The sequence below is a fragment of the Pirellulales bacterium genome (assembly GCA_035939775.1).
Classification (GTDB): domain Bacteria; phylum Planctomycetota; class Planctomycetia; order Pirellulales; family DATAWG01; genus DASZFO01.
On sequence record DASZFO010000325.1, the window covers coordinates 1 to 25046 of the forward strand.

Annotated in this window: 18 protein-coding genes; 7 read left to right on the forward strand and 11 right to left on the reverse strand. The window is 61.9% G+C overall.

Features of this window, described 5'->3' with window-relative positions:
- Window positions 1–184: 184 nt before the first annotated feature.
- From VGY55_20885 to VGY55_20900, 4 genes are all read right to left on the reverse strand, one after another.
- Complete coding sequence (locus tag VGY55_20885; protein HEV2972440.1) at window positions 185–892, reverse strand: hypothetical protein; 708 nt, start codon at window positions 890–892, stop codon at window positions 185–187.
- 124 nt (window positions 893–1016) lie between these two features.
- Complete coding sequence (locus VGY55_20890) at window positions 1017–1730, reverse strand: protocatechuate 3,4-dioxygenase (protein ID HEV2972441.1); 714 nt, start codon at window positions 1728–1730, stop codon at window positions 1017–1019.
- A 284-nt stretch (window positions 1731–2014) separates the two neighbouring features.
- The gene (locus VGY55_20895; GenBank protein ID HEV2972442.1) at window positions 2015–4702 is read right to left on the reverse strand and encodes a PVC-type heme-binding CxxCH protein; all 2688 of its coding nucleotides are present in this window, start codon (window positions 4700–4702) and stop codon (window positions 2015–2017) included.
- A 343-nt stretch (window positions 4703–5045) separates the two neighbouring features.
- Complete coding sequence (locus VGY55_20900) at window positions 5046–6173, reverse strand: ABC transporter ATP-binding protein (GenBank protein ID HEV2972443.1); 1128 nt, start codon at window positions 6171–6173, stop codon at window positions 5046–5048.
- A gap of 153 nt (window positions 6174–6326) precedes the next feature.
- On the opposite strand from VGY55_20900, the gene prmC reads away from it, so the two are divergent.
- From prmC to VGY55_20925, 5 genes are all read left to right on the forward strand, one after another.
- Window positions 6327–7205 carry a peptide chain release factor N(5)-glutamine methyltransferase gene (prmC, locus tag VGY55_20905; GenBank protein ID HEV2972444.1) on the forward strand — a complete coding sequence of 293 codons (879 nt, stop codon included), beginning with the start codon at window positions 6327–6329 and terminating at the stop codon, window positions 7203–7205.
- 17 nt (window positions 7206–7222) lie between these two features.
- Complete coding sequence (murA, locus tag VGY55_20910) at window positions 7223–8563, forward strand: UDP-N-acetylglucosamine 1-carboxyvinyltransferase (protein ID HEV2972445.1); 1341 nt, start codon at window positions 7223–7225, stop codon at window positions 8561–8563.
- A 172-nt stretch (window positions 8564–8735) separates the two neighbouring features.
- Window positions 8736–10361 (forward strand): phosphoglycerate dehydrogenase, encoded by a 1626-nt coding sequence (serA, locus tag VGY55_20915; protein HEV2972446.1) that lies wholly within the window; start codon window positions 8736–8738, stop codon window positions 10359–10361.
- Window positions 10362–10658: 297 nt separating this feature from the next.
- Window positions 10659–11186 (forward strand): RNA polymerase sigma factor, encoded by a 528-nt coding sequence (locus VGY55_20920; protein ID HEV2972447.1) that lies wholly within the window; start codon window positions 10659–10661, stop codon window positions 11184–11186.
- Window positions 11173–13371, forward strand: a complete 2199-nt coding sequence (locus tag VGY55_20925; GenBank protein ID HEV2972448.1) for a von Willebrand factor type A domain-containing protein — start codon at window positions 11173–11175, stop codon at window positions 13369–13371. The genes VGY55_20920 and VGY55_20925 overlap by 14 nt, the downstream gene beginning before the upstream one ends.
- A 15-nt stretch (window positions 13372–13386) precedes the next feature.
- Here VGY55_20925 and VGY55_20930 read toward each other — a convergent pair whose 3' ends face one another.
- From VGY55_20930 to VGY55_20940, 3 genes are read right to left on the reverse strand one after another with little or no spacing between them, the layout of a single operon-like run.
- A complete protein-coding gene (locus tag VGY55_20930; GenBank protein HEV2972449.1) occupies window positions 13387–13779 on the reverse strand; it encodes a hypothetical protein in 393 nt (130 codons plus the stop codon).
- Window positions 13749–14732 carry an HD domain-containing phosphohydrolase gene (locus VGY55_20935; GenBank protein ID HEV2972450.1) on the reverse strand — a complete coding sequence of 328 codons (984 nt, stop codon included), beginning with the start codon at window positions 14730–14732 and terminating at the stop codon, window positions 13749–13751. The genes VGY55_20930 and VGY55_20935 overlap by 31 nt, the downstream gene beginning before the upstream one ends.
- Window positions 14733–14747: 15 nt before the next feature.
- A complete protein-coding gene (locus tag VGY55_20940) occupies window positions 14748–16196 on the reverse strand; it encodes an AAA family ATPase (GenBank protein ID HEV2972451.1) in 1449 nt (482 codons plus the stop codon).
- Window positions 16197–16477: 281 nt separating this feature from the next.
- Between VGY55_20940 and VGY55_20945 the strand changes: the two genes are divergently transcribed.
- Both VGY55_20945 and VGY55_20950 read left to right on the forward strand, forming a co-directional pair.
- A complete protein-coding gene (locus VGY55_20945) occupies window positions 16478–17080 on the forward strand; it encodes a sigma-70 family RNA polymerase sigma factor (protein HEV2972452.1) in 603 nt (200 codons plus the stop codon).
- Between the two features lie 6 nt (window positions 17081–17086).
- Complete coding sequence (locus VGY55_20950) at window positions 17087–20641, forward strand: serine/threonine-protein kinase (GenBank protein ID HEV2972453.1); 3555 nt, start codon at window positions 17087–17089, stop codon at window positions 20639–20641.
- A gap of 79 nt (window positions 20642–20720) precedes the next feature.
- On the opposite strand, the gene VGY55_20955 is transcribed toward VGY55_20950, so the two are convergent.
- The 4 genes from VGY55_20955 to VGY55_20970 all read right to left on the reverse strand — a co-directional run bounded on the left by VGY55_20955 (window position 20721) and on the right by VGY55_20970 (window position 24828).
- Window positions 20721–21755, reverse strand: coding sequence for a cellulase family glycosylhydrolase (locus VGY55_20955; protein HEV2972454.1), 1035 nt, complete (start codon window positions 21753–21755; stop codon window positions 20721–20723).
- Window positions 21756–22181: 426 nt separating this feature from the next.
- Window positions 22182–23033 carry an HNH endonuclease signature motif containing protein gene (locus tag VGY55_20960; protein ID HEV2972455.1) on the reverse strand — a complete coding sequence of 284 codons (852 nt, stop codon included), beginning with the start codon at window positions 23031–23033 and terminating at the stop codon, window positions 22182–22184.
- Between the two features lie 93 nt (window positions 23034–23126).
- A complete protein-coding gene (locus tag VGY55_20965) occupies window positions 23127–23654 on the reverse strand; it encodes a DUF4411 family protein (protein ID HEV2972456.1) in 528 nt (175 codons plus the stop codon).
- A complete protein-coding gene (locus tag VGY55_20970) occupies window positions 23641–24828 on the reverse strand; it encodes an ImmA/IrrE family metallo-endopeptidase (GenBank protein ID HEV2972457.1) in 1188 nt (395 codons plus the stop codon). Before VGY55_20970 ends, VGY55_20965 begins: the two co-directional genes overlap by 14 nt.
- Window positions 24829–25046: the final 218 nt, after the last annotated feature.

Sequence of the window (25046 nt, forward strand, 5' to 3'; positions counted from 1 at the left end):
CCTGCCGATCGCATGGCTCGCCGCGCGGCGCGGCCGATCGTCGGCGCAATGACCTAGTGGACCTTCAAAGCTGTTCTGCTGGTTTAGGTGCCATGTCCCGGCTTTGCGTGGGCATGATCCGTATTGGCACATGGCCACTCAGAGCAGTGGCCATGGCACCCATCATATTCGATTTGAAGTTCCACTAGAAATCGTTTCGATCGGGCTGACGGGGCGGTGGGCCGTTGCCATCGCGAGGCGGGCCATTGCCGTCGCGGGGAGGGCCGTTTTCTTCCGGCGGCCCGGGAGGCGGACCATTTCCGCCGGGGCCGCGGTTGCGCATTTCCTTGAGTTGCTTCTTCTGCTCGTCAGTGAGAATCTTCGCCAGCTTGGCGTCCACTTCTTTCTGAAGGTCCTCGACCTGCTTCTTCTGATCAGCAGTCAGGTTCAGCCGCTCCTGCAGAAAATCGGGCAGAATTTGACCCGGCCGCGGCGGCCCGCCCCCGAACCGACCGCCAGGACCGCCACCGCGGCCACCACGATCGCCGCCCGGTCCACCAGGACCATCGCCAGGCCCGCCACCCGGACCACCAGGTCCACGCCGATCATTGCCATCGTCGTCCTCGGCCAGCTTCGTGGCGAAGGCAACGAGTTGCTCCTTCGTCACCGTGCCCTCGTGCTTGGAGTCAATCCGATCGAACAACCGCAGCAGCCGATCATCGGTAATTTCCTCCCGCATGAGCCTGCCGTTCTTATTCTTGCTAAACGCCATCATCCGGGCCACAAAGGCATCGACGTACGCTGTGTGGGCCGGAACGTTCTTCGCCGGCGCCCCAGGCTCATCGGCACGGACCACCATTGCCAGCGCGGCAAAGCAGATGCTCAGCATCGCGATTCGAACTATACGCCTCATGGAGATTCTCCTCGATAGTGTGTTAAGTGCTTTTTTGAAGGAGGGTAGGAGAGGACAGGCTAGCCTGTCCTCTCCTACTCTCCTTCCATCTTCCGCTTCGTGCTCTTCGTGGTAGCAATCAGTGTCACCCGCGGCTGCGCGATGGCCGCTCGCCGTCCGGACGATCCGAAGGAGTGCGGCCGATCACAATGTCGAATCGCGCCGACAACTCCCCGATCCGCGAGTCCTTGACTGGCTTGAAATCGACCAAGACCAACTCTCGGTCGATCGGGTCGCGGATGCCGTTCAATACTCCGTCGCTTCGGTTCTGTGGGAAGCCATCGATGAACACCTGCGTCGTGAGCAGCTCGCGATCGCCCTTGTTGACGCGCAGATGGATGTGCGGCGTGCGGCCGGTATAGGGCACAGGCTTGATCGTGCGAAAGCGGTATTCGCCGTTGGAAGCGGTGGTGAAGGTGCCGTACCCCTGGAAATTCGCGTCGCGCTGGCGATGGCCGCTGTCGCGGGTGTTGAGATAGACTCCATTGTGATCGACCTGCCAGATTTCGATCGTGGCGTTGTTGATCGGCTCGCCGCTGGGACTGAGCACGCGACCGGTGAGGTGCGTGATCTCGCCCACGGCCGGCGTGGTCGAGTCGCCGACGATCACCAGGTCATTGTCGCGGTCGAGCGGGAGCTTATCCGGATAAAACGGCCCTTCCGTCAGCCGCGGCGTCAGCGAGAGTTCCTCGGCAAAGAGGCCGGGCACAAAATAAAACGCCGCTCCAACCGCCCCCGCCCCGGCCGCCGCCTGCGTAAGAAACTGCCGCCGCGAGCCGCTGAATGCCTTGCTATCCATGATCGATACATCGACTTGAACCAGGGAATCTTCCCGATCGTCTCCAACAAGGATAACGACCGGCGGGCCAGATTATTGCAGATTGGGCTACACGACGGCCATTGAACTTTTTCGGTCCGGCGTCCAGGCGCTCATGTTGCGGCGATCCGTAGCCGGACAGACGCCCGTGGCAATGCTCGAACATGCTCGATTGGTCCTACGATAGCAACCGTCGCCGCCGAGAATCATTTGAGCACGATGATGCGTGAAAACATCTCCTGTCGTTTTGGAGGCGGCTCGATTCGTCACTCCGCCATCAAGAATGCCAACAGATCGCGGAACTCTTGCGTCGTTAGCGCGTCGGCGAGGCCTTCGGGCATGATCGAGATGTGCAACGGATTCCGTTCGGCGATGTCGTCGGGCTTGAGCGTGAACAACTTGCCGGCGTTGTCGGAATAAGTTTCCAGGTCACCGGGGCCTTCGGTCACCAAGAGCCCCGTCAGCGTGCGGCCGTCCTTCATCACCAGCGTCCAGGGGACGAATCGCGGGGCGATCTCTTTGCTCGGATCGACGATCGACTCGACCAACTTCCGCCGGCCGAGCAGGCGGGCCGCCGTCGTCAGATCGGGACCGATCTGCCCGCCGCGGCCGTTCATTTCGTGGCAGCGGTAGCAGCCGGCGGCGCGAGGATGGAAGAAGATTCGCTCCCCCGCTGCCGGGTCACCGGGACCGTCAAGCGCCTTGAGCCAGGCATCGACATCGTGTCGCGGCGGATCGGATGGGGAAGGAGGCGCGAGAAGTCGTTCGATCAGATCGCGAGTGCTGGCGTCTTTGGCGGGCAGTTTTTCCAACTGCGCGGCTTCAGAGGAGGTAAGCGCTGGGCCGCGGAGCGATCGCAGCGCCTCATTTCGCACCGCTGGTTCATCGGATGCAGCCAAGGTGAGCAACAGCTCGCGCTGCGAAACTGATTCCGCTAGCCCGACAATTGCTTCAGCCCGAGCATCGGCTGGCCGCTTCGCGTCGCGGGCCAGATCGGCCAGCACTGCGAATCGCTCCGGCAGCAGCGAGGCGCGCAAGGCCTGAATTGCTTCCAGCTTGAGCGCGGCATCGGGCGAGTCCAAGTAGCCCTTGAGCCGCTCGATCGACAGCGCCGGATGGTCCGGCCTGAGCATTCGCAGGGCCAATCGGCGCATGGTGTCCGAGGATTGATCGTCGCCAAGCACTTTTGCGTCGTATGATTCGCCGTGGAACTCATCCGGGCGCTGCGTGCCGTCGAGCAGTTCCAACGCGGCGACGCAAGCGTTGAACAATTCGCGCGTGTTCGCCTCCCCCTTGAGCATCTCGGCGATCTGCAGACGCAGATGCTTGATCCGCTCTTCGCCGATCCACTCAATCGCCTCGAACCGGACCGCTGGATCGGAATCCTTCAAAAGGTCGGGCAGGAACTTTCGCCCTGCCGGCTCGTTCGCCGCGCGCAGCACGAGCATCACTCCCAGCCGTTGCCGGGCGGTCGGCAGATTGGGCACGTCGAGATCGTTCAACTCGCCGACGATGTGCTGAAGCGCCTGCCGGGCCGCCTGTTGAAGGAACGGATCGGGGTCATCGAGCGATTGCAGGGCCACATCGCGGATCGCCGGCGTCTTCGCTCGCCGCAGCGCCTCGGCCCGCACCGCGATCGGACGCGAAGTGTCCATGAACTGGAGCGGATCGAACTTATCCTCGGGAATCAATCGCACGGCCAGCGCCCGAAGCGCCGGCGGCTGATCGGTCGCCTCGAGATTGACTTTGGGAATTTGGAGACCAGCCGCGAGTTTGGCAAATGCCTCCTTCGTATTACCCTCGTCGTCCCGAATCGCCTGTCGAGGCCGGACCGCTGAGACATGCCAAATCCGCCCCTTACCATGCACTTCGTATGCCTTCAACACCCAATCGGTCGCGTAGAGCGAACCGTCCGGCGCGACGGCGATCGACGCCGGACGGAAATCATCGCTGCCGGTCACTAGCGGCGTCATCTTGGCCCAAGCGGTGGCTCCGTGATCCGAAAGCTCGAAGCAATCGATCCGGTGGTCTCCCCAGGATGTTGCCATCAACTTGCCTTGATAAGACGCAGGCAGATTGACGGAGTCGTAGCAGATCAAACCCGCCGGCGCTTCGCCGACTGCCGAGGCCATCGGCAGCGTGCCGGGCAACTCGCCGTTCCAAGCGATGAACGGATGAGTCCCCTTGCGGCCATAGCGAAAGCGGAAGCCATAGTCGCCCCCTTCAACTACGTGCAGCAAGCGGCAGGGGGGCCGCGAATCGGGATCGTTATCCACCGTGAACAGCCGGCCGTATTGGTCGAAGCAGCATTGGAACGGGTTCCAGAAGCCCGTGGCAAACCGCTCGACATGGCTTCCATCGGGCTTGCAGCGGAACATGTTTCCTCCTTCGCCGCCGCCGGAAACGTTGCTGCCATCGCTGCCGATCAGCTTGTAGGCGGCGCCGAGGTTCTCTCCCATCCCGAAGTAGAGATCCCCCTTGTAATCGAACGCCATGCCTTCCAGCCCATCGTGCGGATAGGTTCCCGTCGTTTCGAGATGCACGATCGGAGTCCGCTCGTCGGCGGTGCCGGTCCGCTTGGTGTCGCGAAGGCGGAAGATTTCCATCCGGGTGGCGACGTATAGCGCCCCCTGGCGATCGAAGGCCAGGCACATCGTGGAATTGGTCCCCTCAAAGAACGTGGTGATCCGATCGGGCCGACCGGTCCCTTTCGTGTCCTCGAACACCCGGATTCGATCGGACTTCGGTCCCTGATAATCGGCCGGGCGCTGATGGGTATGGCTCTCGACGACGAACACGCGCCCTTGGGCATCCACGGCGATGCCGATCGGCGTGACAATTTGCGGCGACTCGGCAAATAGCTCGATTTTTAGTCGCGGGTCGGTCACTTGCGGCGGAGCGGCGGCCATCAGGAAGCAACCGAAGAGAGAGACGACCGAAGCAAATCTCAGCATGGCTTGAATTCCGCGTTGATGGTGTTAGGGGGCGAGAATCCGGGAGCTGTCGGGAAAACCAAGAGCTCGCCATTCGCGCTTACGGGGAGCGACTATTATACGAGAACTTCACGAGATCGCGGCGTGAGGAAATGAACCGCCAAGCCGCCAACGACGCCAAGACGGAGAAGATTCTTTTATGAGGAGACCAGGAAGGCAGGAGAGAGTGCCGGAAATGAACGCTGATGCACGGAAATGCTCTTGTTAAAGGCTCTATTAAGGACGCAATTCAACCGTTTTTGTTTCCGTTGATTTCCGTGCATTTCTGGCCAATTTCTCCCCGGCTTTCTGACATTCTGGCGATTCATAGCTGCGCCGAAACAGGCGACAAATTCAGGCCAAACTTACCCCTCTCGAAGAGTTGCAGATGTCGCTCGTCAATCTGAAATTGACGAACGCAATTTGGACAAAGGGCTGTTCGATCGTTCCCGCGAGCCACGAGTTGTCGGCCGTCGTCGGTTTCGATTCGATGGAAGACGCGGTCCCCCTGCAATTCGCTGAGACGGACCTCCGCCGTGATGCAATTTGAGTTGATGGCGACAGCCGATGAATGTGCCTCACTTATTCCTTCCGGGCGAATGCCTGCGACGATCGGCGAGCCTGCGCGATGACTGAGTCGCTTGGTTTGCTCGTCACCAAGTCGCAAGCGAACTGCACCGCCGATGAACCAGAGCGCGCCGTCTTCCGCGACAAGCTGCCCGTCGAGGAAGTTCATCGCCGGCGAGCCGATGAAGCCGGCGACAAAGTGATTGGCTGGGTGGTCGTAGATTTCGAGCGGCGGGGCGAGTTGTTGGATTTTGCCGGCCGCCAATACGACGACGCGCTGGCCGAGAGTAAGGGCCTCTTGCTGGTCATGTGTGACAAAGAGAGTCGTCGTCGGTCGTTGGCGGTGCAGTTCGAGCAGGCAGGTTTGAAGCTGCTCGACCAGCGGGCGGTCGAGATGTGCGAGCGGCTCGTCGAACAGATTGCATATCGCCTCCCGGATTAGCACTCGCCCGAACGCCACGCGCTGCTGTTCGCCGCCGGAGATCGCGGCCGGCTTGCGGCTAAGCAGCGGCCTAATGGAAAGCTGCTCTGCGACGGCCCGGACCTTTGCGTCGATCGTGCCTCGCGCGAACCGGCGCATTCGCAGCGGAAAAGCCAGATTGTCGTACACGCTCAGGTGCGGATAGAGCGCCGGATGCTGGAAGGCCATCGCGACGTTTCGACGCCGCGGCGCGAGATCGTTTACTGTTCGCCCGCCGATCCGAATCGTGCCGGCGGTGACGCGATCCAAGCCAGCGACCAACCGCAGCAGCGTCGATTTCCCCGATCCCGAGGGCCCAACGACCGCCACGAATTCCCCGTCGGCCACGTCGAGCGAGAACGCGTCGAGCGCTCGCACCCCGCCGGGAAATTCCTTCGTCACGTTTTCGAGCGCGAGCTGGGCCACGATGCGATTTGCGGTCTGGGGTGTCTAAGCGGCCGCGGCGTCTGTTAGATTGTGTCGGCTGGCTGGACGAAATCCAACATATCCGACCGCACACGGCGCCAACAGCCGACGATTAGTCCGCCGCGGCGGATCACTCCCCTAGGCCCGCTGCTCATGTCTGACGAATGGACAATCGGTCGGCTGCTTGCCTGGACGACCGACTATCTGAAGCGGCAAGGGGCGGAGTCGCCGCGGCTGGATGCGGAGGTTCTGCTCGCCGCCGTCCGGGGATGCCGGCGGATCGAACTCTATACGGCGTTCGACCAGACGGCCGATGTGGCGACGCGCGAGAAGTTCCGCGAACTCGTCCGTCGACGGGCGGAAGGGACGCCAGTCGCCTATCTCGTCGGGCGCAAAGAATTCTATTCTCTCTCATTTCTCGTCACGCGCGACGTGCTGATCCCAAGGCCCGAGACGGAGTTGCTCGTCGTCCGGCTCTTGGATTTGGCGAAAGAGCGCGGTACCGGCGGTGAGCCGATTTCGATTGCCGACATCGGAACTGGCAGCGGCATCATTGCCGTCTGCGCCGCTCGGAGTTTGCCGAAAGCCCGAGTCATAGCGATCGACGTGAGCCCGGCGGCAATAGCGGTGGCTCGCGAGAATGCCGCGGCGCATGGCGTCGCCGAGCGGATTGAATGGTTCGAGAGCGATCTACTCTCGGGAGTGCCAGCAGAGCGGCGGTTCGACTTCGTAGCAAGCAATCCGCCCTACGTCAGTTCGGCCGAATTTGCTAAGCTGCCGGCCACGGTAAAGGATTTCGAGCCGCATCAGGCGCTCGAGGCCGGCCCGCGGGGGACCGAGGTGATCGAGCGGCTCATCCCCGCCGCGGCCGAAAGGCTCTTGCCAGGCGGATGGCTGCTGATGGAGATCAGTCCAATGATCGAGCCGACGGTGCGGACCTTGCTTGAAGCCGTGGCGGCATTCGAGGCCGGTCCAACGATCAAGGACCTTGCCGGGCTGCCACGGATCGTGCAAGCAAGCAAGAAAGAATAAGCCACGGATCGACACGCATGAATGGCTGTGTACGTCAATGCATGCGCATCACCGGCGGCGTGCCGCTTTTCGGTACGGTTCGCGCCAGTGGCTCGAAGAACGCCGCGCTGCCGATCATGGCGGCGACAATTCTCGCCGATGGGCCGGTGACGCTTTCACGCGTGCCGAATTTGACCGATATCGATACGCTCGCGCTGTTGCTCGGACATCTCGGGCTCGAAACAAAGCGCGACGCCGCGGGACGGTTGCGAATCGCGACTGTCGATCGTGGTCCCACGCTCGCGAACCACGAACTCGTCGGCCGGATGCGGGCGTCGTTCTGCGTGCTCGGGCCGCTCTTGGCTCGACGCGGCCGGGCGATTGTTTCGCTGCCGGGAGGATGTGCGATTGGCTGCCGCCCGGTCGATCTGCATCTCAAAGGTCTGGCGGCCCTCGGCGCTGAGATTTGCATCGAGCGCGGCTATATTATCGCCCGAGCGGAGCGGTTGCGCGGCGCGCGGATTTCGCTTGCCGGACCGCACGGTCCGACCGTGACCGGGACCGCGAACGTCATGGCGGCCGCCGCCCTGGCTCGCGGCCACACGACGATCACCGCCGCCGCGCGCGAGCCGGAGATCGTCGATCTGGGGCGCTTTCTCAACGCGCTCGGGGCGAAGATCGAAGGGCTGGGCACTTCAACGATCGATGTTACCGGCGTCGAGCAGCTTGGCGGGGCGGACTATCAGGTAATCCCGGATCGGATCGAAACGGCGACACTCCTGATTGCCGCGGCGATGACGCGCGGGTCGATCCAGGTGACGGGTGTCGTGCCAAGCCATCTAACGACCGTTCTCCGCACGCTCGATGCCGCCGGTGCGACCCTCGAAGTTGCTCCGGACCGAATCTCGCTCGCCATGCCCGAGAATCCCCGCGCTTTCAAGGCGATGGCCAGGCCCTATCCCCGAATCCCAACCGACGTACAAGCACAATTGATGTCGCTTGCCTCGCTTGCCCGCGGCCGGAGCCGTTTAGCGGATCATATCTTTCCCGAGCGGTTTCAGCATGTTGCCGAACTGATTCGGCTCGGCGCGGTGATCGAGCGCCGCGGTGATCGGGCAACGGTCACAGGCGTGGATTCACTCACCGGAACCGAAGTGACCTCCTCTGATCTTCGAGCCTGCGCGGCGCTGGTACTGGCCGGACTGGCCGCGCGGGGAACGACCGTAGTGCGTGGAATCGACCATCTCGATCGCGGCTACGAGCAGCTAGACGCTAAGTTGAATAAACTCGGCGCTCGAATTGAGCGCATGACGGACAATGAGTCTGCTCCATGCGAACGCAGGCGGCCGCTGGCTTGCCATTCGCCGGTCGCGGCATAGCGCGACCTGGCTCCGATCCTTGACCATCCTCCGGTCGATCCGTATTCTGCTGACTTGGACATTTCGAGTCCCGATCATCGATCGAGCGTTGGAGTTCAGGCCTTAGCCTGCGATCTGCAGCCTAAAGGCTGAACTCCAACAATTCGCGTCCCCAGCCCCGAGTCCCGTTCCCATGCCACGCATCATCGTTCTCGATACGCTCAGTCCCGACGGATTGGCCCTTTTGGACGCCGCTAAGCCCAAAGGGATTGAATATGAAGTGCGCACCGGGCTGAAAGGGGATGCGCTGCGCGACGCATTGGCCGAGTTCGACGGCGCGATCTGCCGTAGCGGAGTCAAAATCACGCCGGACGCCCTGGCGGGCAACCATCGGCTCAAGGCGATCGTTCGGGCCGGCGTGGGGACCGACAATATCGACAAAGAAGCAGCCACGCGGCTGGGGATTGTCGTGATGAACACGCCGGCCGGCAACACGCTTAGTACGGCCGAACACACGTTCGCCATGATGCTGGCCCTGTCGCGCAACATCGCCCCAGCGTATCAAAGCCTGGTCGAGCACAAATGGGACCGCAACAAGTTCATGGGCGCCCAACTGGCCGACAAGACGCTCGGCGTCGTCGGCCTCGGGCGCGTCGGGCTGGCGGTCGCCAGGCGAGCGAAGGCTTTCGAAATGCGCGTGCTTGGCTACGACCCGTTTCTCGCCAGGGAGCGGGCGCAGGAACTCGGCATCGAGCCGTTCGACAACGTTCGTCAAATGCTGCCCGAGGTCGACTACCTGACCGTCCACACGCCGCTCACCGACGAGACGAAGAATCTCATCAGCCGTGCCGAGATTGAAACGATGCGTCCGAGCGTGCGGCTGGTGAACTGCGCCCGCGGTGGCATCTACGATGAAGCGGCGCTCGCCGAGGCGCTTAAGGCGAAGCGAATCGCCGGCGTGGCGCTCGATGTCTTCGCGAGCGAGCCTTGCACCGACAGCCCGCTATTCGGTATGCCCGGCGTGCTGGCCACCCCGCATCTCGGGGCGAGCACGGAAGAGGCGCAGGCGCAAGTGGCGGTTGAGGGAGTCGGCCTGCTGGTCGATTTCCTCACGACCGGCGCGATCCGCCATGCCGTGAACATGAGCCCGCTCGATCGGCAGACGCTCGAAAGCCTCCGCGGCTTTCTCGACGTGGCCCATCGTCTGGGCCTGCTATTGGCGCAAATGGACAAAGCGACGCCTCAGCGCTGCGTGCTTCACTATCGGGGCGAAGTGGCCGGCAAGAACACGCGGCTGATTACAGCGGCCTTCGCAGTCGGCCTGTTGGAAAACGCCCTTGTGGCCGACGTGAACATCGTCAACGCGGAGCTGCTGCTGCGCGAACGCGGGATCGAATTGATCGAGCAATCGCGGGCCGACATGGGGGCGTTCAGCTCCGTGATCACGGCCGAGGTGGTCACGGCCGCCAGCACGCATCGCGCCGCGGGAACGCTCTTGGGGCAAAACATGCCGCGGCTGGTTCAGGTTGCCGATCATCGGCTCGAGTCCTATCTCGACGGCGTGTTGCTGGTCTTCACCCATCGCGACGTGCCAGGGATCATTGGCCGGGTCGGCACGATCTTCGGCCAGCACAAGATCAACATCGCGCAGATGGCCGTCGGCCGCGCGGCCCCCGGCGGGGCGGCCACCGGCGTGCTGAATCTCGACACCGAGCCGACCGCGGCCGCTCTGGCCGAAGTGCTCGCCTCGCCGGATATCGAATCCGCGACGGTGATTCGCCTGCCACCAGCCGGCAAGCTGCCGGCTTGGTTGCAATGATGAAAATGATGGTTTAGCCGCGACCCGCTAGGGGAGCGCGACGTCGCGCTCCCCTTGCGCGTTGCGGCTAAACAGGATCGTTGCTTCCACCGGGATCATCGTTTAGAATGCGTATACCATTTGCTAATCTTCAGTTAGGGCGTACCGGCCGCGTTTCAATGCCGTCCTGGTTAGCACGGTTGCAGCATATTAGGGAATAAACCAGCCGTATACTGACGAAACACTCTCAGGTGCCAGACGCGCTTTTTGAGCGTGGTCACCTGAGGCAAGGGCAATCACGCAGCGGGAGCGGCGACCTTGGCACTGGCACGAGGCGATTTCGATCGTTGGGTCACGGACCACGGTCCTTCCCTGTACCGGATGGCCTACCGCATGGTGGGCGACCGGCATGAGGCGGAGGATTTGCTGCAAGACACATTCCGCTCAGCCTGGAAGAGCCGGCAACTGTTCGACGCCCGGCGCGGAGAGCGAGCTTGGTTGGCGGCCATTCTGCGGCGTCGGGTGGTCGACCATTGGCGGCGCGAAGTCGGCAACGGCTTCCGTTTGGTCGAGAACAATTTGGAGGTCGGCGTCGACGGGACGGATCCGTTGGCCAACGATTATTCCGACGAGATGCAGCTTGCCCTGGATTGCCTGCCCCCCGATTTGAAAGAAACGTTGTTGCTGGTCGTCGTGGCTGAGCTGACACACCAAGAAGCGGCCAATTTGTTGGGAATTCCGCTGGGAACCGTGCTCTCGCGAGTCAGCCGCGCCCGAAACAAACTCCGCGAGTTCCTCTTGGCGCGGGCTGGATTTGCGAAGCAGATCAAACATGTCTCACCTTGACGACGCCTGGATCGACGAGCAGTTGCGCAACGTGCCGTTGCCGCATGAGCTATTGGCGCGACTCGGTGAGGTCGCCACGCTCGGCGGCAGCCCATTGGATAATCGTGAACTGGACGATGCGCTTTGCGACGCGGCGCTGCCGCCGGGGATGCTTGATCGCTTGCAGGCGATTGGATCGCTCACCGACGCCGACCTGGACGACGACGCGCGCCATGTGCCGCTGCCGCGGGCAGTGGTTCCGCGGCTGCGCGGCGCTATGCAGTGGCGGGCGATCCAGAGCCAGCTTGCGCGATTAGCGATTGCCGCTTCGCTCGCATTTGTGATCGGAGGGGCCGGCTGGTTGATGGTGAGCGGGTTGCAATCCGGCATCGAACCTCCGGCGCCGCGATCCGAGGGGCCAAAAATCGCTTCGAGCGACAAGCCTCGTCTTCCGGCGTCCCCCATCCGCAAGGCGATTCCGGATTTAAGCCCTGCGCCGCGAGTCGCGAAGCAGCTTGACCCGCAGCCGGATCGTCGGCAGCAGCAGCCGGCGCCGCTTCGCCCGGTCGAACACGTGGTTGACCTTTCGCCGACTTCTCCGGGTACGGACAAAATCGGCGCATTGCCTGACGCGATTGGACCGGAGCCCGAGCAGCCGCTCCGCGTTGCCGAAATCTTGGGGAACAGCTCGGTGGCGACTCAGCCCGACTTGCGCGTGGTGCGCGGCGCTCTGCCGCATGGCGTAGCCGGCACGCGCGTCAAGGGATACGACCTGTTGTTCGAGTTCAACCACGGCGAGCATCCGGTGATTCGTCCCGGCAAGAACGCAGCGCTATTGGAGAGCCGAGTGCCGATCTGGACCGACACGACGAGTTACGAGCTGGCTCGTCGAGCTGCCGAGGCGCGGCAGACGTTGCCCGCCGGGCAGATTCGTGCCGAAGATTTTCTGGCCGCAATGGACTACGAGTTTCCCGCTCCGAGCGGCGCCGCGCTGGGGATTCGCACGGCGGCCGGCCCGTCACCTTTGGGACCGCCTGGCGCGACGCTCGTCCAAATCGGCGTGCAAGCTGGAAAGCTTATGCGCCGGACGGATTCCGGCACTCATCTGACTCTGGTCGTTGACGTTTCCGCCGCGGTCGCCAGTGGCCAGCGCTGGGATGTGATTCGCCGAGCGCTCGCCGGTCTGGTCGAGCAACTCGGTTCCCACGATCGGCTTTCGATCGTGCTGTTCAATGAACGGCCGATCCTGTTGGTCCGGCGAGCTGATCGTGCCGAGCTGCGCGCCGCCTTGCCGGCCCTCGAGACGATTTCACCGAGCGGGCTGGCCAATTTGAGCGCCGAATTGGAGATGGCGACGACAATTTCGCGGGACGTACCCGCGCCGGCAATAGCGCGGCAAGAACCGGCGCCGGCGGCGCCTGGCTCTGCCGTGGCGAAACCCGCCGCCAGGCTGCTGCTTCTCACCGACGGGATCGGTTGGATTGATCCGAACGCGCTGCCGCGGACAAAGCAACTGCTCGAGCAGACCGTGGCGGCCGGCGTTGACTGGGAGGTGGTCGACGTGCGGCCGGACGAGGTTGCCGATCCTCGCTTGGATGCGTTGGCAAAAATCGGAGATGGCTCCGGTCCTCAGATGGTTCGCCATGCCCAATCCGGCCGGGCGATCGCCGCCGAGCTGCGCGAAGCCCTGACCGGCCAACGCGATGTAGTCGCTCGCAGCGTTGGCATGACGGTTACATTCAATCCCGACGCCGTCGAGAGCTACCGGCTCATCGGACATGATTCATCGATCGCCGGAGGCTTGATTTCCGGCCCCCTCGTGGCGGACCTCCATGCCGGCGATGCGGCCACGGCGCTGTACGAAGTGGAACTCAAGCCGGACGGGGCGGATTCGGTTGCCACCGTCGATGTTTCGTGGCAGGAGCCGGGCAATGAGAATGTGCATCACCTCAAGCAGTCGATCGGCCGGCTGCAATTCGCTCCGTCTTGGACAGAAACTCCGCTTTCGTTGCAACTGGCCGCGCTGGCCGCCAAGACGGCAGAGATTCTCCGCTCCTCCTATTTCGTCCCGACCGGACCACGTCCGCTCGACCAAGTCGCCGAATTGGCGGATCGAGCGAACGACGCGCTCCGGAGCCGCGATAGCTTCCGTCAACTGCGAGCGCTGATCGACGCGGCCCGCGCCCCGCGCTCACCCGTGCGCTAAATGAATCGCTCGCGGCTAGGCCGTCAGCAGCGCCGCAATTTCGTAGCAGCGATCTTGTCGCCGCAGGCAACGGACGACGGTGACGAACCAATGCGTTCCATCGGCCAGAAGCATCTCGAAGCGTTCCCGCGGAAAAAGCTGCTCGCTATGCAAAAAGGCCACGCTCGATCGTGAAATGTCCTTGAGGTAGACCCGCTCGGCTTTGGTCGAGCGCGGCAGCGCGGGCAAAGTCGAACGATAGCTTATCGCCGCCGCCGTGCGGAGATGGAATCGCGGATAACGGCGCGCATCTTCGTGTATCGCAGAGAGTGGACCCGTGCGCGCGAAGTAATCCGCCCGGTTTTGGGGTAACTCGACCGCGCAGGGGAGCGCGGCGATCAGTTCTGCCGCATCAGACTGCTCAGGCATCGAACGATCTCCGCATCAAACGCGACGCCGGAGCGCCGCTCGAAAAATTCCAACGCCGCATCGATTGCAACCGCTTTGCGGTAGGGCCGGGCCGAAGTCAACGCGTCAAACACGTCGGCCACGGCGCAGAGCTTCGCCCAGGGATGCATCTCGTCGCCGCCGACCTGCACGGGATAGCCTTTGCCGTCGAGCCGCTCGTGGTGTTGATAGACCATCATCAATTGCCCCCAGTTCAAGTCGCCGCGGAGGCATAATTCCTCGAAGCCCTGCTGGGGATGCTGCCGCATTAGCGCCATTTCCGGCTGGGTGAGCTTGCCGGCCTTGTTCAATAAGCCCGGCGGCAGATGCCGCTTGCCGAGATCGTGCAACAGGGCGCCGCCGACCAGAGTGACCAGTTCTTGCCGATCGCGGATTCCCAATTCGCGTGCCAGCGCCAGACAGTAGGTGCTGACGTTCGTTACGTGCGTGTAACTGTAATAGTCGTGCGTCATCAGGAAGAAGACGTCGCGGAGCAGCAGATCGTCGCTGCAGATCGATTCGACCATCTGCTGGCTGAGAGTGTCGACCGATTGCACATGGGAATCGAGCGAATTGCCGGAAAACGTTTCCGACAAAAGAGAACGGGCCGCCCCCTTGAGAATCTTGTACTTCTGCTGAGGCGTGAATCGATGCGACTCCGCCAATAGGCTCTTCAAATAAGAGGTATAGACATCGCGATCGTCGAAAGGGACGTGCAGAGTCCGCACGCCTTCCTGCAGCAACCGATCCAAATCGCTTTGAGCGAGCGGATAGCTCCGTCGACGATAGAGCGTCAGTCGGTCCGCGGCCGATTGCCGCAAGTACAAATCGAAATCGTACACCGCGCTGGGGAGCAGCGTGTCCACCGCGATCGGAACGAAACCGCGCGACTGCACTTCGTCCAGCGGTTCGGCGGTCGATTGCGCGGAGCACATGGCCGGACAGTGTTCTCAGAGAACCGAGAAATAATTCGCCACCGCCGCGTCGAACGCCTCGGGCGTCAATTGCGACGGCAAACGATGCACTTCGCAGTAGTAGCGGACTTGTTTCAGCAAATCGCGCGGCTGGCAATAACGGAACGGACGCTTGACGGCCCGATAATGTTTTTCGATCAGGTAGGAGACGGCTTCGCTGTTCGGCGCGAAACCCAGCGCAGCGGCTGCCGCGTCGAACAGCGCCCGAAACTCCACCTCCGACGGGTCCGCAAAGTCGATCTTATAGGGAATCCGGCGGAGAAACGCCTCGTCCACCAGGGATCGAGGCTCGAGGTTGGTCGAAAACACGATCAACTGATCGAATGGTATTTGCACCGCGCGGCCGCTGGGCAGATTGATGTAATCGAAGCGCTTTTCCAAGGGCACGATCCAGCGGTTCAGCAATTCGCTGATCGCCATCCGTTGCCGGCCGAAATCGTCGATCACCAGCGTGCCGCAATTGCTCTTCATCTGGATCGGCGCTTCGCAGATGCCGCTGACCTTGTTGAGCTGCGCCTCGAGCCGGTCCATTGTCAACTCGCCGCCGGCCACGACCGTTGGGCGGCGAATGCGAATCCAGCGCGCGTCGAATTTCGGAGGCGAGCCCGCTTCCAACGGCAATTCTTCGTGGCAACAAGGGTCGAAGAGCTTGATGATCTCGCCATCCACGCTGATGGCCCGCGGAATCCAAATCTGTTGCCCAAACGCCCTCGTGATCCGCTCGGCGACGCTGGTCTTGCCGTTGCCTGGAGCGCCATACAGAAACATGCCGCGCCCGGCCCGGATCGCCTGCGCAATTCGGCTGACTAGTTGCCGTGTGACCGACAAGTCGCCGAGCGCTCGTTGAACGTCGGCCAGCTCCGGGCGTTGCAAGCAGATCGATTGCGCCTCGACTCCCGCGATGTAATCGGCAAGGGGCACGGGAACCGAGCCGCAATAGGTGCAATTCTCGACGGCGCGCCGCGCGTGCTCCGTACCGGCGGTGGTCAACTCGCAGAGAAAGTCGCCGGGATCAATCGACGTCTTATACACGATCCGCCGGTCGATCTTCATCTGACCCAGGATCGCATGGATCATGTGAAACGGCAGGCGCATCTGTGCGGCAACGGCCCGCCCGCTCGCTCCATTACTCTTGAGCAGATACTTGAGCACGAGAGCCGACACTTCTGCTTCGCCGATGCCGGTTTCCTTGAGCGAGGCCGGCTCGGAGGGACAGAACTCCGTCGCTTGCCGCGCGACGGCGGCCAGCGGGGAGTCCGGCGCCGCGCTTTGACCCGCGGCCGCCCCATCGCCTGTCAGGTTCCGCAATCGGCCCAGCAGCGCTTCGAGCTTGTTGTCGGAAAGCTCGCTGGCGCGGGGCGCCGCGTCTCGGACTCGCTCGGGCGCCGCGGGATTTGCCGGTGATGTGAACGTCGATTGCGCCATGATGAAACCTAGTTTGGGTTGCCGGGCACGTCAAATAGCTGAAGCCGCGGCGCTCCGCAATCGGCAATGCGCCTGATTATTCGGATTGCGCTGCCTGCCGTGGAAGCCGCGGGGACGCTCGACAGATGCGCGCCGCGGCAGTAGTCTGAGGGGCGGATTGGCGTTCTCGCGGGCGGCGAGGGAATTCGTGCAGGTCAGGCGTCCTGGCCTGACCGTCCCGCGCTCCGGACCTAGGATTATGAAGTCATTCGAAGAATCCGACTCCGAAAAATGAGGCTCCCGTGGACGATCGAGGCGAAGTCGCCTGGAATCAAATGATCGACGGGCTGCGCGACGGCACGCGGACCGTGGTGCGCGAGTTCTGCGATCGCTATGGCAAGTCGCTCGAACGGCTGGCCGAAAAGCATCTCACCGGCGGAATGCGGCGGCGCGTGGGGGCGGAGGATGTCGTGCAATCGGCCTGCCGCACGTTCTTGCGCCGCGCCCAGATCGGCGAATTCGAGCTGGCTGACGCCCAAGGGCTATGGGGCTTGCTCTGCGCCATCACGCTCACCAAAGTCCGCGAGCAAAAGCGCTACCATTTGCGGCAAAAGCGCGGTTTGGATCGCGAAGTGCATCCGGCTGACGTGAGCCCAGGCAACGGCGCGCGGCTATTCGACCGTGCCGACAGCGAGCCGACGCCGGCGGAGGCCGCCGAATTCGCCGATCAATTCACTCAGCTTGTCGCCGGTCTCGACGATGAAGAGCGGCAATTGGTCGATCTGAAGCTACAGCAATGCACCAACGAGGAAATCGCCGAGCGGATGGGCTGCTCCGAGCGCACGGTGCGCCGAATCCTAAAACGTGTCCAGTCGGCCCTTACGCGGCAACTTGAACGCGATTGACCGGTCATGGAACCCGCGGAAGTCGATGAAGCCGTGCGGCGGAGGTTTGAAGCGGCCTGGATCGCTCACCGCCCGATCTCGATTCAGGAGTGCCTTCCGGCGGCCGGCAGTCCCGCTTGGCTCGCAACGCTGGAAGAACTGGTGCTGATTGAGCTGGAGTTCGGCTGGAAATCTAAACGCATTGGCGGGCCGATCGTCGAGGACTATCTCGCTTGCTTTCCGGAATTGCGAAAGCCGGAGATTCTGCTGCGGCTCGTCGAGCAGGAATTCGCGGTGCGGCAGGCGCACGGCGACCGGCCGTCGCGCGAGCCGTATCGCAAGCGGTTCCCAACAGTGATCCTCACCGGCGACGAGCTGCGCGGCGGAAAGCCGCTGCCGCTGGACTCGGCGCCGCTCGGGCTCGCCGAGGCCACGGAGCGCAACGCGGCGACGGGTCTGCCGATGTCTCCTCCGGCGGTCTCCGTGCGATCCCCGAGCGCCGCTGACGCCAATCTGCTTTTCGCCGTGATCGCATTTCAGATGGAATATCTCGACACGGGCCAATTCGCGGCGGCCTGTCGGGCATGGGGCACCGGCAAATCGCGCTTGCTTGCCGATCTGCTTGTCGAGCGTGGTTGGATCACGATGCAAGCCCAGGAAGAGTTGGCTGGCGTCGTCGAGCGCAAGCTCAAGCGCTGCGGCGGCGATCCCCATGCGGCGCTCGGCGCCGCGGCCGACGACGCCGTGCGCGACGCCATGCGATCGATCGACGAACCGCGAGTGCAAGAACTGCTTGCGAGCTTGATTCCCGCGGCCGGGCACGTGATGCTGGAGACCATCGCGCATCAACCGCCGGAGCGGAGCCGCTACACCCTCACCCGCTTGCACGCCGAGGGGGGGCTGGGGCGGGTCTGGATCGCGCGCGACGGCGACCTGAACCGCGACGTGGCGCTCAAGGAACTTAAGTCCTCGCCGGCGGATCATCCCGAGGCCTGGCGACGCTTTCTCAAGGAGGCTCAGGTCACCGGCCAATTGGAGCATCCCAATATCGTGCCGGTTTACGAGCTGGGCCGCCGCGGGGAAGACAATCAGCCATTCTACACGATGCGATTCGTCCGTGGCCAAACGCTCCGCGAGGCTGCGGCCGACTTTCACCGCGGCCGCCGCGACGGAAAGGAAGACCCAGTTGAATGGTTGCGGCTGTTGCAGGTCTTCGTGAGCATCTGCAACGCCGTCTCGTATGCCCACTCGCGGGGCGCGATCCATCGCGACCTCAAGCCGGAGAATGTCATCCTCGGAGATTTCGGCGAGGTGCTGGTGCTCGATTGGGGCCTAGCCAAAACGAGCGACTCTAAGGACGAATCGTTGCCCCCCATCGATGTTTCCAAAACGGCCGCCAGCTTTCGCACGACTGTGAGCGGCCGCATTCTGGGCACTCCCGCCTACATGGCTCCCGAGCAAGCCGAAGGGCGGATCGATCTGGTCGATGACCGGACCGACGTTTACGGGCTCGGGGCGATCTTGTTCGAAATCCTCACCGGCCGCCCGCCGCACCTCCGGGGCGACACGACCGATATCATCCGGCAGATCGTGCGCGATCCGACGCCGCTGCCGCGCTCGGTCAATCCGGCGGTGCCGCGGTCGCTCGAAGCGATTTGTGTCCATGCGATGGCCCGGCAGCGAACGCAGCGCTACCCGGCGGCGGAGGAGCTGGCCCGCGACGTGCAGCGCTATCTGGCCGATGAGCCGGTCTCCGTCTATCGTGAGTCGCAAGTGGCACGGATCGGGCGGTTCGTGCGCCGCCATCGCACGAAGGTTGCCGTCGCCGCGGCGATGACGCTGGTGACGCTGATCAGTTCCGGAATCGGATTGTTTGTCTGGATCGAAAGCCGTAATCGCGCCATGCAGGAAACCGAAGCCCGGATGGGACGCCTCAAGACCAGCGTGGTGGCCGATCAAACACTGGCCTTGAACGAGTTGAAGCAGGGGAACTACGCTCCGGTCGACGATCTTTTGGACCGCGCCGCCAACCGGATGGCCAACAAGCCCGACGTGGATGCCCGGCCCGAGATGGTCGAGCTGCGCAATCAGATCACCGCGCAACACGAACGGCTACACAAGATCTCTCAGTTCTACAAGCTGGTGAACGAAGCCCAGCGGCTTGAATTCTTCGAATACGACGATCGAGCTGAGGATACTTGCACCGCGGCGATCGATCTGTTCGGCGCGCTCGACGATCCGAACTGGTGGGAGCACCTCCCGGCCGACGATTTGGCGGTGGCCCAACACGACCGCTTGCAGGAAGAAGTGTTTCGGCAATTGCTGTTCCTGGCCGCGCTGCGTGCCAAGCGCGGATTGATCCATCTCGACGATCCGCAGAACTCCGCGGCCTACCGCTCGGCCCTGGTGGCGATCGACGCGGCCAATCGGTGGAAGCTCTCGGAATCGGCCCGACTGCTCGCAGTGTATTGTCGCCTGCGACTGGGGTTGGGAGAAATCGCCAAGCTCGGCCAGTCGAAGCCGATCGAGCCTACCTGCGCCGCCGATTACTACTTCCTCGGCATCCTGTATTATTGGGTCTCGCAGATGCAGGACGACGCGGCGAGCGTGTTCCTCAAGATGTCGCAGCCGCTCACGGGGGTCGATTTGTTCGATCCGCTCGCTCAATCGGAGCACTTGCTCCTGCATGCGGCCAGCGTCAATTCCCAGCACTATTGGACCTATTTCTGGCTCGGCTGGAATCGGCTCGCCGACAAGCAATTCTCCGGCGCCGAACTGGCGTTCGACACCTGCATCGCCTTGCACCCCAGCGATGCCCTAGGCTACGCCTATCGCGGCTGGTCGCTGGTCTTGGAATCGCGGGCAACGGACAACGCCGGCATCCAAGCAAAGTTGCGGCAACGCGGTTTGAACGACCTGGCCCATGCGCGTTCGATCGAGCCGACCACCCCGGAATTCGCCTGGCTCAACGGGCAAGCGCTGGCGTCCAGCGGCCAAACGCGCGAAGCGCTTCAGTCCTTCGAGCGCGCGGCCGAACTCGAACCGCCGCTCGAGACCTGGGCCGGCCGCCGCGTCCGCACCGAAAAGCAGTCCGAATTGACGCAGATGTTCGACATCGCCAAGGCGGCCACCGATAAAGATCCGCGGAATCTTGACGGCTGGACCGCCCTGGCCACCGCCGCATGGGCATTGGGTAAGCTCGACGATGCCGACCGTGCCGCGAGGCAAGCTCTCGGACTGCGCGCCGATCAGCCGGTCGCCCTGGCCGTGCGCGGCAGCGTGGCATTCAAGCGGCAAAAGTTCGACGCCGCCTTGGCCGATTTTCACGCCGCGCTCGACCAACAGAACAAGCTCTGGCTCGCCGCCTATGGCTTGGCGCAGGCAACCGAGAGCCAAGGCACTCCGGCCCAGGCGCTCGGTCAGTTCGATGCGATTGCGGAGATCGCCGAGACCGATTGGCAAAAAGTCGAGGCCCAACTCGGCCGCTCTCGGATTTTCGCCCGCTTGAACCGCACTGACGAGGCCGCCGAGGCGCTCAAAGCCGCTCAAGCCGTCGATCCCCGCGCGGGGAAGGGCAAGTAGGCGGTTTTCTGATCGCCGACGAAGGCCATCCCGCCGCAAGCGGCGGGGCTAACTCACGACCACCGCCTTCCGATCTCGATCATCGGTTTCGCTCTCTCGCTCCGAGCTTTTGGAACAGCTCCAGCCAGTCGAGCCAGAGCGATTGCGAGATCGAAAGTTTTCCGGCGGCGCGGAGCTGCTTCAACTCGGCGGGGGGTTGGCCGTCGTAGTGGCCTAGCCAGCCTGCGGCGAAATCTGCGCGTTTGATGAAGTTTTCCAGCTCATCGATGCCGCAGGCGAGTGGAAATGTCTCTTCGACGACCAACGGCTTGCCGACGGCGAACTTTTTGAGCGTTTGGACCGCCTCATCGACCTTGCCCTTCTCCGGATAGACGTGGACCGAGATGAAATCCACTTCGGGGGCGATCCTTTCCGGTACGAATCCAGACAAAAAGCCCCACGTTGGCGTCCAGGGCAGCATGCCGACTGTAACCAGCCGCGACGGGTCGCGGGCTCGCGTCGCCTTGGCCATCGCTCCCGTCCATTGGCGGGCGAGATCCTCGCGCGGCGTGCCGCGCGGATCGAGCGCGATGAACTGCACGAAGTCGTAGCCCCCCAACGGCTGGCCGCTGTACCAGTCGCCCGACTTTCGCCGGCCGCCGGGCACGAAGGGCTCGTTGATAAAGTCGTAGCAGAAAACGGCCGGGCTCATGCGGCACCGATCCGCGATTGCTTCCCAGAACCGTTGCTGGACTGACCATCGGCCTTCGTCGGAGAGCGCGTCGTACCAGGCGGGCACGTCGGCCTTGCGGTAGCAGGCCAATCCGGTCAGGTCGAGATAGAGATCAACCCGCTCGGACAAGTCGAGCAGCTTCGCCAATAGGGCCAACGCTTTTTCATTGGGACGGTCGGCGGTGTCCATGAACTTGCCGAGCTGGAGGTGGACTCGCACCGCGTTCGCGCCGAGCGCTTTCATCTCGGCGAAATCGCTCTCGAGCGTCTTCCAGTCACTCTCCCAGAAATCCTCGATGAGCCGCCCGTCGTGGCCGTAGTTCAAGCCCCAGGGGCGGAACGGCTTGCCGGAGGGAATCAGAATGAAGCCATGCCCGTCCTTGCTCAGGGCAATGCGATCCATCGCGGGCGCGGGCGCGCACCCGATTAGCAAGCGCGCCAAAACGATCAGGGGTAGGAGTCCTGGTTTGACAAACAAGTTGGCCTCTCATCCGCGGCCAATCAATTATTCAGTCCCCGTCAACTGTCCTGCGTCACCTCTCCTGCCCGCAGCGACTGGCTCGGCTCCCCCACGCGTCAGGATATTTTCTTCAATAGGGCGTCGCCATGTTTCTCAACGCAGTCGACACAGAACTTCTTGGCGCGCAAAGAATGAAGAAACCTGTCCCGAATGCTTTCATTATAGTAATCGTCGCCCGCTGAAATACTCGCACCGCATTTGGAGCAGGCGTGGACACCTCTAGCCCTTGTCTTTTTCAATTCTGTCAGTTTGTCGAACTTTCCCATTATCTCATCTTTGAATCCCGGTAGCTTAGTTGTAAGGCACGGCCTACTCAACGAGTGGCGGCTCTTGAACCTTGTTCTCGACTGCTTGACGACCCTTGAGCAAGACTTGACTCCGGTGGTACGCCAAGTAGTCGAGCCTGATTGGCCACTTTGCCGGCTGACGCGCCTGTCGTCCTGACAATCCCTCAAGGATCGCGCGAAGCGATTTACTGCACTCGGCCAGACCCGGTGTTATGACCACCCGAAGACTGTCGTCGAGCGAAATGAATCCCCTATCGAAGAGGCGGTCGTAGGGGCAGTAGAAGAGCAAGCCATTGGCTGGATCAAGCCGGCTGTCGATCCGGCTTGCCCACGGAACGATGTGGCTGGCAACGAGCAATTCTTTCTCTTTGATGTTGGAGACGCAGCATTTGCTCCCGAAGTTCTGCATGACCCGCTTGCGGAACAACGACTGCTTCTGCCGTTGCTCGATCTCTATCTTTCGGTTCTCGATCGCGTAGTCGTTCCCATCGGCCGCGGAGGCTGGATCGACGTCACCCGGGCTTGCTAAGGCCGCGTGGTTGCCATAGAACGCTCCAACGTCGATCGATGGGCCAATCCCAACTTTTATTTGATGATGTAGAATGTACGCCACCCAGCGCAACCGACCGGTTTTGTCTCCGCTACGGTACTCTTTCACTAATGCAGTCTTCAATACTCGGTATGGAATCGCGTAGAAGTCGCCGTCGTCACCAGAATTCCCGACAATCACGATATTGAACGCTTCTCCGCATCGACCGAGATACTCGTCCAATCGCCCCCCTGAGATATTGGCCCAATAGGCGCGGGCATGTTCGGGGTGAAGGATGTAGTTGTTAACCGAGAGTTCTAGTCTGCGCTGGAGGACGATACTCATACTGATCCCCGACGGCGGGCTTGACGTCTCTTGTCTTCCCCAACCCGAGACGGTTCCAGGAACCCGTTGATTTGCTTGCTTTTCAGGGTCGCCTCAGTCCTTCGATTTGCGGCTGCGCAACACGAACTGGCATCTGAAATCTAGTAACATGCGGAATGTATCGCAATAGTCGACGTTGAACTCGACGCAAAGATTCGGCATCGGCACTTTTCTCTTGGCATCCGGCGCGTATTCTTCCCGAGTCACGACAATCAAGCCGTTTGCCTTTGCGTAGGCAATTACCCAGCCGTCTGCGACCGAAGAGAATTCTGCCTTTGCTTCAGGTGTGAATTGTGGTTCGTGTTGGACCCAACTCACCATCTGCGCAAACGCATCACTGACATTCTTGTCCGCGGTTTTCTTGAAAAAAGTGTCGTGCGACTTCTTCCCTGCCCATTCGCTGAGCGGATCGTGCATTGTAGCGAGTTCGTCTCTCACCTTGTCGATGCTGCAAACTCGCTTGGCGACGTGCTCGCGAATGAGCGCATCCCAGAATCCCGGACAGAGTTGAAATCCGTAATACGTCCGGTGCGCCTCGATGAAGACATTGGCGTCAAGCACATATCGATTACCGCCGCTCATTCTTAATCCTTTGAGTAAGAAGGTCGGCGTAACGGTCGAATGTGTCCCCCTTGAGGTCAGTTAACTGGTATGCTTCGCGGTAGGGCAGGCGCCCTTCACGCGCTGCGCGCACGACCGCGTAGGCGAATCGCTTACCAAGGCGGACGTCCTGAACATCGTAAAAGTTTGGCCCCCCTTTTTCGTGTTGCTTCTTCTCTTTTTCTTCCGCTTTTCGTTTTCTCCATTCTTCTTGATCCTTCTCATAGAAGACGAAAAACCTTGCTTTATTGATCAAGTCCAAATCAAGTGCACGACGCGCCGCAACGAGAGGACTAACCTTGAACCAGCGCGCAATCGCGTGAAAGGGTTTGTCGGTCGCATTCGCCTCCTTCCACCGCTCCAAAAGTTTGTGGCCCGGAATCAAGAACTCGGCCGCGACTTGATTGCAAAACCGCTCAGTCACGTCGTCGTAGGGCATCATCTTGATCAGATTGAATAAACCGCCCCGTCCGATCCAAAGATGGACCAGCTCGTGCGCTAGCGTAAACATTTGTGCGGATTTGGAATCGGCGCCGTTGACAAATACGAGAGGCGCATAGTCGTCACACAGCACAAAGCCGCGGAACTCTTGCGGGTCGAGATGCCGGTGGTTGTTGAGGCCGACGACGCTGCTGGTGGCGACGAGAACGCCGATCCGTTCGGAGGAATTACGCAACGTGCGGAGAGCGTCCTCCCAGGAATTTTGGGCTTCCGCCCAATCCGCGTTAAGGCCGAGCGCGCCTCTGATTCGTGCGGCAACAGAAACGACGTTTCTCACGTTGGTTGCACTGGCAACGAATTCGAGCGGCTGCTGCCCGTCATCGATCACGAACTCTCGCATCCAGGCTTGACGCCGCTGCATTGCAAGAATTGTCTCGATTAGATCAGGGCTTGGTCGTTCAATCGACGTATCACCAACAGTGCGGAAATCAGGAATGGGCAATGTTTCGTCCGGAGGAGCATCCAGAAAAAAATAACCCAACGGCGTCATCGTCTTGGAGGCGAAATGCTCCAATTGCCTAAATGTCGGCATCCGCTGTCCAGATCGCCACTCGCCCAGTTTTGGAAACGAATTCGCCAAGTCCTCCTCGTGCAATCGAGATCGCTCGATCGCCCAACGAATAAGTTCGGGTTTGACGCTGACGGTTTCAGCCATCTCTATGCCAGGATCGCGGTTGTGGCGATGTCCATTCTATCATCGGACAGTCCATTCGACATTCCGCAAGAAGTCGGAAGTCGGTTGGGTTAGCGAAAGAATCCGACCGCGCAAAGGCGAGTAGAGCGCGGGCCAGGAGTGATAGGCACCCTAGAACAGCCGGTTGTAGCCGTTGAGCGCGGCCACTCGATAGGCCTCGGCCATCGTTGGGTAGTTGA